Source organism: Rhizobacter sp. P3_B12, from assembly GCF_056402895.1.
On record NZ_JBFUGN010000110.1, the window covers coordinates 1 to 10,867 of the forward strand.

General features: G+C 66.0%; 11 protein-coding genes. 6 read left to right on the forward strand and 5 right to left on the reverse strand.

Annotated elements, in window-relative coordinates; genetic code table 11:
- The 5 genes from AC1D01_RS08800 to AC1D01_RS08820 form a co-directional block, all read right to left on the reverse strand.
- Window positions 1-799, reverse strand: a 799-nt coding sequence (locus AC1D01_RS08800) for a branched-chain amino acid ABC transporter permease (RefSeq protein WP_477865669.1), incomplete at its 3' end; no start/stop codon positions are given.
- Window positions 796-1,662 carry a branched-chain amino acid ABC transporter permease gene (locus AC1D01_RS08805; RefSeq protein WP_477865670.1) on the reverse strand — a complete coding sequence of 289 codons (867 nt, stop codon included), beginning with the start codon at window positions 1,660-1,662 and terminating at the stop codon, window positions 796-798. The genes AC1D01_RS08805 and AC1D01_RS08800, both read right to left, overlap by 4 nt.
- Before the next feature lie 154 nt (window positions 1,663-1,816).
- On the reverse strand, window positions 1,817-3,124 hold the full coding sequence (locus AC1D01_RS08810) for an ABC transporter substrate-binding protein (RefSeq protein ID WP_477865671.1): 1,308 nt from the start codon (window positions 3,122-3,124) through the stop codon (window positions 1,817-1,819).
- A gap of 39 nt (window positions 3,125-3,163) precedes the next feature.
- On the reverse strand, window positions 3,164-3,958 hold the full coding sequence (locus AC1D01_RS08815; protein ID WP_477865672.1) for a putative hydro-lyase: 795 nt from the start codon (window positions 3,956-3,958) through the stop codon (window positions 3,164-3,166).
- A 125-nt stretch (window positions 3,959-4,083) separates the two neighbouring features.
- Complete coding sequence (locus AC1D01_RS08820) at window positions 4,084-5,013, reverse strand: LysR family transcriptional regulator (protein ID WP_477865673.1); 930 nt, start codon at window positions 5,011-5,013, stop codon at window positions 4,084-4,086.
- Between the two features lie 82 nt (window positions 5,014-5,095).
- On the opposite strand from AC1D01_RS08820, the gene AC1D01_RS08825 reads away from it, so the two are divergent.
- The 6 genes from AC1D01_RS08825 to AC1D01_RS08850 all read left to right on the forward strand — a co-directional run bounded on the left by AC1D01_RS08825 (window position 5,096) and on the right by AC1D01_RS08850 (window position 10,858).
- On the forward strand, window positions 5,096-5,548 hold the full coding sequence (locus AC1D01_RS08825) for a MarR family winged helix-turn-helix transcriptional regulator (protein ID WP_477865674.1): 453 nt from the start codon (window positions 5,096-5,098) through the stop codon (window positions 5,546-5,548).
- 121 nt (window positions 5,549-5,669) lie between these two features.
- Window positions 5,670-6,632 carry an alpha/beta fold hydrolase gene (locus AC1D01_RS08830; protein WP_477865675.1) on the forward strand — a complete coding sequence of 321 codons (963 nt, stop codon included), beginning with the start codon at window positions 5,670-5,672 and terminating at the stop codon, window positions 6,630-6,632.
- Window positions 6,633-6,769: 137 nt separating this feature from the next.
- Window positions 6,770-9,058, forward strand: a complete 2,289-nt coding sequence (locus tag AC1D01_RS08835; protein ID WP_477865676.1) for a polymorphic toxin type 37 domain-containing protein — start codon at window positions 6,770-6,772, stop codon at window positions 9,056-9,058.
- A 7-nt stretch (window positions 9,059-9,065) separates the two neighbouring features.
- Entirely contained in the window at window positions 9,066-9,404 is a 339-nt protein-coding gene (locus AC1D01_RS08840) for a hypothetical protein (protein WP_477865677.1), read from the forward strand.
- Entirely contained in the window at window positions 9,401-9,721 is a 321-nt protein-coding gene (locus tag AC1D01_RS08845; RefSeq protein WP_477865678.1) for a hypothetical protein, read from the forward strand. The genes AC1D01_RS08840 and AC1D01_RS08845 overlap by 4 nt, the downstream gene beginning before the upstream one ends.
- Before the next feature lie 162 nt (window positions 9,722-9,883).
- The gene (locus AC1D01_RS08850; RefSeq protein WP_477865679.1) at window positions 9,884-10,858 is read left to right on the forward strand and encodes a TRAP transporter substrate-binding protein; all 975 of its coding nucleotides are present in this window, start codon (window positions 9,884-9,886) and stop codon (window positions 10,856-10,858) included.
- Window positions 10,859-10,867 lie beyond the last annotated feature (9 nt).

Below are 10,867 nucleotides of genomic sequence, written 5' to 3' on the forward strand. Positions count from 1 at the left end.
CCACCGAGCCGACCACCGGCCCGAACAGCGTGCCGACGCCGCCGAGGATCGACACCAGCGCCATCTTGATCGACAGCGCGGTCGTCAGCACCGAGCCCGGGTCGATGTAGAGCTCCTTCTGCGCATACAGGCTGCCGCCGAGCGCGGTGAAGAAGGCGCTGAGCGACAAGGCCACCTGCTTGTAGCGCGCGATGTTGATGCCGATGCTGCGCGCGGCATCGGGTTCGTCCTTGATCGCCCGCAGGTAGTAGCCGATGTGGCTGCGCTCGACGGCCCAGGTCGCGAGCAGCGTCAGCGCCAGCAGGCCGAGCGCGAGCCAGTAGTACGGCGCCTTGTCGGCGAACACCATCGTGGCCCAGCCCCGCTGGTCCATCGGGATCGTCAGGCCGACCGCGCTGCCGGCGTACTCCCAGTTGGTGAACACGATCTGCACGATCTCGGCGACCGCGATCGTCGCCATCGCGAAGTAGTGGCCCTTCAACCGGAAGCACGACCAGCCGAAGCCGAGGCTCAGCAGCGCCGCGACCAAGCCGCCGAGCAGCATGCCGAGCCACGGGTTCACGCCGAAGTTCAGCAGCAGCAGCGTGGAGGTGTAGGCGCCAAGCCCGTAGAACGCCGCATGGCCGAGCGAGACCTGGCCGGCATAGCCGCCGAGCAGGTTCCACGCGACGCCGAGCTGCGCCGCCATCAGCACCAGGATCGCGAGGTTCAGGTGCGAGGGGCTGTGCGTGACGAACGGCAGCAGCACGGCCGCCATCGCGAGCGCAGCAAGCCCCAGGGTCTTCTTCGAAGGCTTCATGCTTTCCCCATCAGGCCCTGCGGCCGGAACATCAACACCGCGAGGAACAGCACCAGCACGATGGCCGTCTTGTACTGCGGCCCGAGCAGCAAGCCGCCCATCACCTCGATCACGCCGACCAGGATGCCGGCCCAGAAAGCGCCGGTCACACTGCCGAAACCGCCGAGGTTGACGACCACGAAGGCGATCAGGATGAAGTTGGCGCCGACCTCCGGAAAGATCGGGAAGAAGGTCGCGAGCAGCACGCCGGCCGCGCCGGCACAGGCCGCGCCGATGCCCCAGGCGAGAGCGAACATGCGGTGCGAATCGATGCCCATCAGCTGCGCGGCCTCCTTGTCGGCGGCAGTGGCTTCGAGCGCCGCGCCGAGGCGGGTGCGCGTCAGGAAGAAATGCACCAGCGCGGTGACCGCGATCGCGCCGACGCCGGCCACCAACTGCGGCTGGCCGAGCTGGATGCCGGCCAGCTTGACGCTGCCGCTRACCCACGAGCCCTCGATCGAGCGGAAGTCGGGCTTCCACAGGAACTGCGCGACGCCGCGCAGCAGGATCATCAGCCCGAAGGTGGTGAAGATCTGGCTGAGCATCGGCGCATCGGTGATGCGGCGGATCACGAGCTTGTACAGCAGCACGCCGAAAGCGAACAGCATCAGCACCGTGAGCGGCAGCGTGAGCATCGGGTCGAGCGCGTACAGCGCGAACAGCCAGAAGCTCGCGTACATGCCGAGCATCAGGAACTCGCCATGCGCGAAGTTCACGATGTCCATCACGCCGAAGATCATCGTGAGGCCGATCGCGACCAGCGCGTAGATCAGGCCGATCAGTACGCCGGACGCGAGGGTTTGAAGCAGTATTTCTGCGGTCATGCTTTTTCCAACCGTTCGCCCTGAGCCTGTCGAAGGGCCCGATCATCCTGAGCCCGTCGAAGGACCTGAGCCTGTCGAAGGGTCGGGCTGAGCCTGTCGAAGCCTGGTGGCATGCGAGCTGGGCTTCGACAAGCTCAGCCCGAACGGAATCGAATCACTTGCGCTGATCCCACTTCGGCATCGGCCACGTCACCTCGCGCGTCGCGAGGTTGAACGGGTACACCGTGTTGTACTTGCCGTCGACGATCTGCACCAGGATGCCGCGGCCCAGCGTGTTCTGCCCGGTGCTGTCGAACTTGACGCCCTTCCACGGCATGATCAGGTTCTCGGCGCGCAGGTCGGTTTCCGACAGGGCCTTGCGGATCGCCTCCGGCTCGGTGGATGCCGCGCGGTTGATCGCATCGGCCAGCACCATCAGCCCGGTGAAGGTGCGCGACGAGTTGCCGGTGAAGTTGGCCTTGTAGCGCCCGAGGAACAGGTCGTTGACCTGCTTGATCAGCGGGTTGCGCGTCGCAAGATCCAGCGCCCACACCTCGCGCGTGATCACGTACTCGGCATCCTTGCCCAGCGTCTTGATGAACTCGGTGTCGGTGAAGCCGGCGTTGTTCGCGAGGATCATGTCCGGCGAGAAGCCCAGCTCCTTGTACGTCTTCATCGACAGCAGCGCGTCGCCCAGGTACGACGACTGCATCACCAGCGACGGGCCGGCTGCCTTCAGCGTCTGCACTTCCGACGTGAGCTGCGTGCTCTTGGCCGGGTAGGTCACCTGCTTGACCAGGTGGTAGCCCTTCTCGGGTGCGAGCTTCGCCTGCAGCTTGGTGGTCTCGTTGCCCCACAGCGTGTTCTCGTTGAAGGTCGCGATCGCGCCGACCTTGAAGTTCTTCTTCGCCTCCAGCTCCTTCAGGAAATCGAAGAAGTTGTGCACGAACAGGTCGTCGTGCGGCGTGGTGCGGAAGAACCACTTGAAGTTGCGCGCCGTCAGCGAGGCCGACGACGACTCGGGGTTCAGGAACGGCACGCCATAGCGTTCGGCCACCTGGCTCGCGGTGGCGGTGACGTTGCTGTTGTAGGCGCCGACGAGCGCGACCACCTTCTCCTGCGTGATCAGGCGCTCGGCCTCGGTCGCGCCGGTCTGCGGGTTGCCCTGGTGGTCGGCGAACACCAGCTTGATCTTCGCGCCCTTCAGCTTCGGCAGGCCGCCACCGGCGGCGAACGGCAGGTCGGAGATGCCTTTCGTTGCGTTGTTGGCGCCGTTGTTGATGATGTCCGCCGCCAGCTCCAGCGCGTTCTTCAGCTCGGCACCGGTGGACGCGGCCGGGCCGGTCAGCGGGTAGATCACGCCGATCTTCACCTCGGCCGACTGGGCGCGCGCACCCGTGCCGAAACCCAGACCGAACAAGGTGGCGCCCAGCGCCTGGAGGACGCTTCTGCGCGGCTGCGGACGCGGTTGCGAATGTTGCATGGGGACTGCTCCTGGTAGGGGTGAAGAATGAACGTGAACTCAGAGACTGGCGATGTGCGTGTTCAGCAGGTCGGTGATCAGCATCGAGCCGGGTGCATGCGTGATGCAGAACTCCGGGCGGGCCTGCGTGATCGCGGCCTGGGGCGTCACGCCGCAGGCCCAGAACACCGGCAGCTCATCGGGCATCACGTCGACCGCGTCACCGTAGTCGGGGCGGGTGATGTCGGCGATGCCGATCAGCGCCGGCTCGCCCAGGTGCACCGGCGCACCGTGCATCGACGGGAAGCGCGAGGTGACCTGCACCGCACGGATGGCGTCAGCAGCCTTGAGCGGGCGCATCGAGACCACCATCGGCCCATGGAACGGGCCGGCCGCCACGGTGGGAATGCTGGTACGGTACATCGCGACGTTGCGGTTCTGCGCGACGTGGCGCAGCGGCACGCCGGCATCCAGCAGCGCCTGCTCGAACGAGAACGAGCAGCCGATCACGAAGCTCACCAGGTCGTCGCGCCACAGCGCGCCGATGTCGGTGACCTCGTCGACCAGCTCGCCGCGGCGCCACACACGGTAGCGCGGCACGTCGCTGCGGATGTCGATGTCGTGGCCGAGCGTCGGCAGCATCGGGTCGCCCGGCTCGGAGACGGCCAGCACCGGACACGGCTTGGGGTTGCGCTGGCAGAAGCGCAGGAAGTCGTTCGCGAGCGCCTGCGGCAGGATCACCAGGTTGCCCTGTACATGGTCGTCGGCCAGGCCGCTGGTGTGGGTGGCATGGCGGCCGGCGCGGATCTCGGCGCGGGCTCGCGAGGCGCTGGAGGACTTCTGTTCAGGCTTCATGACAAGACCCTGGCGGCGGTTGGGTTTGCGAATGGAGCGGATTGTGTTGGCCGCTGACAGGCTGCGGCAAACAAGAAATTTTTCGCTCAGCTCATCGATTTTTTCGATGAACCAAGTTGGGGTTTTCACCCATTCCTGGTGCGCTTTCGAGGCACCTTCGCACCGGTCTTCGGCACGCCGATGTAGTCGAACACGGCGTCCAGCACGTCGATCGCGACCGACGAGGTCGGGTCGTCGCGCCAGCTCGCATGCACCGGCAAGGGGAACAGCGGCACCTCGCAGGCCAGCGGCTTGATCGGCAGGCGCTCGCCAAGCCGCAACACCGCGGCCAGCGGCAGCGTCGCGACGCCGATGCCGCCCTCCACCAACTGCACCATCGCCGAGATCGACGAGATCGCATGGACCCGGCGGGGCTCGAGCCCCGCCGCGCGGAACAGGTCGAGCAGCGCGACGTGCGGCTGCGAGCCGCGCTGGAAGGTCAGCAGCTCCAGCTGCGCCAGGTCGGCGAGCGTGTAGCGGCGCTTGCGGTGCAGGTCCTTGTGGCCGACGAACACCATCTCCATCGGCGGCAGGGCGCGGCTGCGCAGGTTCTCGCCCGAGGTCGGCAGCGCCGCGAAGGCCAGGTCGAGCGCGCCGCGCTGCACCTGGTCGACCAGCACCGGCGTGGTTTCGACCGTCAGCTCGAGCGCGAAATCGGGACTGGTGCTGCGCATGTGGTGCACCCAGTCGATCAGCCACGAGTGCAGCACCGACTCGATCACGCCGATGCGCAGCGACACGGCACGCTGCGCGCCATCGGCGCCTGCACCCATCTCGGCCTTGATCTCGCGGTGCAGCGCGAGCAGCCGCTGCGCGTGGGTGAAGAAGCGCAGGCCGCCGACCGTCAGGCGGAACTGCTTGTCGCGCCGGTCGAGCAGCAGCACGCCCAGTTCTTCTTCCAACGCAGCGATGCGGCTGGACATCGCCGACTGCGTGATGAACAGCTTCTCGGCAGCGCGCGACACGCTCTTCAGCGTGACGACCCAGTAGAAGGCTTCGACGAAACGGTGGTTCATGCGGGCATTGTCGGCACTCGTCGGACCGCTCCAATCGATCTATTGTTTGCAAATAAATTGCACGCGATGTATTATTCGCCCCATGGCACGCAACACCCCCTTCCCCCAGCAGCTCGATCAACAGCTGTGCTTCGCGCTGTACTCGACGATGCTGGGCTTCAACAAGGTCTACCGCGACCTGCTGAAGGATCTGGGGATGACCTATCCGCAGTACCTGGTGATGATGGTGCTGTGGGAGCGCGATGACCTGACCGTCGGCGAGATCAGCGAGCGGGTGTTCCTCGATTCACCGACGCTGACGCCACTGCTGAAGCGCCTGCAGTCCTCCGGCCTGATCGACCGCACCCGCTCGGCCGTCGACGAGCGCCAGGTGCTGGTCACGCTGACCGATGCGGGCCGTGCCCTGAAGGCCCGCGCGGCGCACCTGCCGCAATGCATCGCCACCGCCGCCGACATGCCGGTGGCCGAGATCCTCGACCTGCGCGATCGCCTGCTGGCGCTGCGCGGCCGCATGTTCGGCCACGCAGCGGCCTGACGCGGCACTCATCCCTTCCACTCACTGAGAACCGAAGCCATGACGCACGACACCATGACCTGATATTTACTTCGCACACGATCTTTTCGCAAGCGTACTACATCATCACCCGGAGCCTCACATGAATGCATTCACCAAATCCCTGATCGCCCTCTCGGCCATCGCAGCTCTCACCGGTGCCGCGAACGCCGCGCAGAAGGCACCGGCCGCCGCCAGGCCGGCGGCAGTCGCCGCCCGGCCGACGGGCAGCTACGTCACCACGAAAGATGGCGTGCAGCTCTACTACAAGGACTGGGGCCCGCGCGACGGCCAGCCGGTGATCTTCAGCCACGGCTGGCCGCTCGATTCGGACAGCTGGGAATCGCAGATGCTGTTCCTGGCCGACCAGGGCTACCGCGTGATCGCCCATGACCGGCGTGGCCACGGCCGATCGAGCCAGCCCTGGGACGGCAACGACATGGACCACTACGCCGACGACTTGGCCGCGGTGATCGAGGCCGTGAACCTGAAGGGCAAGAAGGCGGTGCTGGTGGGCTTCTCGACCGGTGGCGGCGAGGTGGCGCGCTACATCGGCCGGCATGGCACCGGCCAGGTTGCGAAGGCGGTGCTGGTCTCGGCCGTGCCGCCGCAGATGGTCAAGGGCAAGGTCAACCCGAACGGCGTGCCGATCGAGGTGTTCGACGGCCTGCGCAAGGCGCAGATCGAGAACCGCTCGCAGCTCTACAAGGACATCGCGAGCGGCCCGTTCTACGGCTTCAATCGGCCCGGCGCCAAGGTCTCGCAGGGCCTGATCGACAACTGGTGGCTGCAGGGCATGACGGGCGGCCACAAGAACACGCTGGACTCGATCAAGGCCTTCTCGGAGACCGACTTCACCGAGGACCTGAAGAAGTTCGACGTGCCGACGCTGGTGATCCACGGCGACGACGACCAGATCGTGCCGATCGACATCTCGGGACGGGCGTCGGCGAAGTTGGTCAAGGGGGCGCAGCTGATCGTCTACGCGGGTGCGCCGCACGGGTTGACCGACACGCACAAGGAGCGGTTGAACCAGGACCTGCTGGCGTTCATTCGCAAGAACTGAGCGTCTGCGGGCAGAGGGAAGCGGCGCCGGCAATTCTGCAGAAAGTGAGGAGCCGGCGCGGCGGGCTTTTTTCTAGCATCGCGCACCGCGCCCGGGCTGTTGGGGCCAATCGATCGACATCCCTCAGGAGCCCCTTCATGGCGCGTCTCTTCGCCAAGCGCACTGCCGTTGCGCTCATGCACGTCGCGCTGGCCCTCGCCGCACAAGCTCAGACCTTGCCGCCCCCGCCGGTGTCGCCGATGCCGCTGGAGCGCTACGAGTACGACGCCATGGGTCGGCGCACGAAGATCATCCGTGGCGCCGGCACGCTGAACCTCGAGACGCGGTTCCGCCACGACACGCTTGGGCGCGTCATTGAAACCACCGACCCACGCAACGGGACGACGGGCATCGGCTATGACGGCGGCGATCGGCCCACCCAGGTGACCGACCCGCGCGGGTTGCTCACGCAGTACCCGCGCAACGGCTTCGGCGATGTGCAACAGCGGATCAGCCCGGACTCCGGCACCGATCGATTGACGTATGACGCCGCCCGCAACCTGAAGACCCGCACCGACAGCCGCGGCGTGCTGACCGCCTACGGCTACGACGCCAGCAATCGCTTGACGAGCGCGGAATACACGATGGGCGGGCACGCGAGCGAGACGCTCAGCTTGGCGTACAGCCAGCGGGGTCCGGATTTCTCCTTCGGTGGCGGCCGGCTCACGAGCACCGCTTTCCCCGGTGGATGGAACCGCTACGCCCATGACGAGCAGGGCATGATCGCCCGCGACCTCCAGCATCTGGAAGCAGGCCCAGGCGGCAACCCGGGCCCACTCGACCAGGTGGTGGTCTACGGCGAGACGCTGGGCAACCCGAGCAGCATCACCTACCCCTCGGGACGCCGGCTCACCATGACCTGGGTGGACGGCGAGATCACCGCGATGGCGCTGGCCCGCAGCAGCGACGGCACGGCCATGCCCTTGTTCACCCAGATCGGCTGGACGCCGTTCGCCGGCTCGCTCAAGCGCTGGACCGCGCACATGGCGAACGGCACGCTGACGAACCAGCGCTTTTTCGACCTCGCGGGGCGCATGACGCGCCACACCTTCGGCGATGTGTTCCGCGACATCCACTACGACGCGGCGAACCGCATCGTCGGCTTCATGCACCTGGCACCCGACGGCACGCCGCGGCCAGCACTGGATCAGGCTTTCGGCTACGACGAGAACAGCCGCATCACGCGCATCACGACGAACGCGGCCACCTGGGCGATCGCGCACGACCCGAACGGCAACCGCAGCAGCGTGAGCCTGAACGGCAGCCCGAGCCTGTACACGACCGAGGCGACCAGCAACCGGCTGACGGCCATCACGAACCCGGCGCGCAGTTTTGCCCACGACCCCGCCGGCAACACGACGAGCGACAGCGCGGGCTACACGGCCACGTTCAACCTGCGAGGGCAGCTGGCGACGATCGCGAAGGCCGGCGTGACGACGCACTACACCTACAACGCCAAGGGGCAGCGCGTGCGCAAGGTCAGCAGCACGGGCCCGGCGAGCACCACGCTGTTCGTGTACGACCCGCAGGGACACCTGCTGGGCGAGTACGACCAGAACGGCGCGGCCTTGCGCGAATACGTGTGGCTGCGCGACACACCGATGGCGATGTTCACACCGGACCCGGCGGATCCGGCCGGCGAGCCGCTGGTGTACTTCATCCACACCGACCACCTGAACGCACCGCGCATCGTGGTGGATCGCGACAACCGCCTGCGCTGGCGCTGGCTGGTCGAGCCGTTCGGCGCGACCGCGCCGGAGGTCGATCCGCAGGGGCTGGGCGTCTTCACGCAGAACCTGCGCTTTCCAGGGCAGTACGCGGATGCGGAGAGCGGGCTGTTCTACAACCAGTTCCGCTACTACGGTCCCGACAGAGGGCGCTACACGCAGAGCGATCCGATCGGCCTGCTGGGAGGAAGTCCATCGACCTACACGTACGTGGATGGCGATCCTTTGCGCTACGTCGATCCGAGCGGACTGAATCCGCTGGCGGGTGCTCTCGCCGGTGCAGAGGTCGGCTCCATCCTCGGCCCACCCGGCGCCGTGGTGGGTGGAATCCTTGGCGCAGGGGTTGGTGCTTGGCTTGGCTGGCAGGTCGTTGGCCCGATGTTGGTCAAGCCCCCAGAGAATGCTTACGATCCCGCTGGACCCAAAGCGCCAGGCAAGCCCGGGGAAGCTGAGGGCTTCAAGGACCCGAAGGGCGGGGAGAACTGGGTGCGCAATCCCAACGGACGCGGCTACGGCTGGCAAGCTGCGGACGGCGGCGTATGGTGCCCCACAGGCCCTGACTCCGGGTCCACAGGTGACGCTCACGGAGGCCCGCACTGGGATGTGGAGTACCCCGGTGGCAGGTACCACAACATATATCCGGGCGGTCGACGCCGATAGGAGAACCATGATTCTGAAAGTTGAGCTGGGCAGCTTCTACTCACGCGGGGATGAGCGTCGCCTCTTTCAAGGCTTCAAGGAAATCGCTGCGATACGCGATGTCAAAGGTGTCGGCCGAGAACTGATGCTGGAGATCGAACTCGCAGCTCTCAGCAAGGAAGCTTTGCGTGAATTGCTCGCTCTACTTTGGCGATACGGGATTCCGCTCGCACCATTGCGTGCCTTCGCCGAGAAAAAGAAGTTCAGTTGGCTGAATGACGCTCAGGGCTACTGGCACAGCGACATGTTTGCAGAGCACTCTGTTTCGGCGCCCGCCAAGCGACAACCCCTGTCCATCGACGCATGAATGAAGAACTTGCCGCACGCTCCCTCGTCAACCAACTCAAGGCTTTCGTACCCGACAAGGCCTTGACCGGACGGATGCACGCCGATCTGACCGACATGCTGGAAGCGTGCGACTGGTTCGTGTCAGTGATTGGCGCGGTCGCACATCGCTCGTTGACTCGCGACGAACTTGAAACACTGCTGATCGACATCGACGTCAACATGCTCCAGCACTTGGCCCATCATCTCGATTCACTGAAAAGACAGATGCCTGCCATCCTGGAAGCCATCGCAGAACCTGACGGCGACGAAACGGCGGCGCCTGCCTCAAACGCCTGATGACGGAAAGAGGCCCCATGGCGAGGCGTACTTCCAGATCGACTGACATGGCGGCCACGGCCGACCCCGATGGAACAGACCTTGCTAAAGCGTAGAAGTCCGTATGGTCGTCGGGCCCCGGCTTCCGTACGCTGGGCGCCATCATTCCCTGGAGTACCTGTCATGCGCGTGCGTCTTCCGCTTCTGGCCTACCTGTTCTCGGCCGCCCTCGCCGCCCCGGCCTGGGCCCAGACCAAGTGGGACCTGCCCGCCGCCTACCCGGCCAGCAACTTCCACACCGAGAACCTGACCCAGTTCGCGGCCGACGTCGACAAGGCCACGGCCGGCAAGCTGAAGATCACCGTGCATGCCAACGCCTCGCTGTTCAAGGCGCCCGAGATCAAGCGCGCCGTGCAAGGCGGCCAGGCGCAGATCGGCGAGATCCTGCTGGTGAACTACCAGAACGAGTGGCAGATCTTCGGCACCGACGGCCTGCCCTTCCTCGCCGACAGCTACGACGAATCGGCCAAGCTCTACAAGGCGCAGAAGCCGGTGCTCGACAAGAAGCTCGCCGAGCAGGGAATGATGCTGCTCTACGCGGTGGCCTGGCCGCCGCAGGGCATCTACGTGAAGAAGCCGATCAACTCGGCGGCCGACCTCAAGGGCGTCAAGTGGCGCGCCTACAGCCCCGCCACCTCGCGCATCGCCGAACTCGTCAACGCGCAGCCCGTCACCGTGCAGGCGGCTGAACTCTCGCAGGCCATGGCCACCGGCGTGATCGAGTCGTACATGTCGTCCGGCTCGACCGGCTACGACACCAAGACCTACGAGCACATCAAATACTTCTACGACACCCAGGCCTGGTTGCCGAAGAACGCGGTGCTGGTGAACAAGGCCGCGTTCGACGCGCTCGACAAGCCCACGCAAGCCGCGCTGCTGAAGGCCGGCGCCGACGCCGAGGCGCGCGGCTGGGCGCTGTCGAAGAGCAAGAACACCGAGTACCTCGAGCTGCTGAAGAAGAACGGCATGACCATCCTGCCGCCGTCGGCGCAGCTGAAGGCCGACATGAAGAAGGTCGGCGACACGATGCTGCAGGAGTGGCTGCAGAAGGCCGGCCCGGAAGGCCAAGCCATCGTCGACGCCTACCGCAAGCCGTGAGCGCGGCGC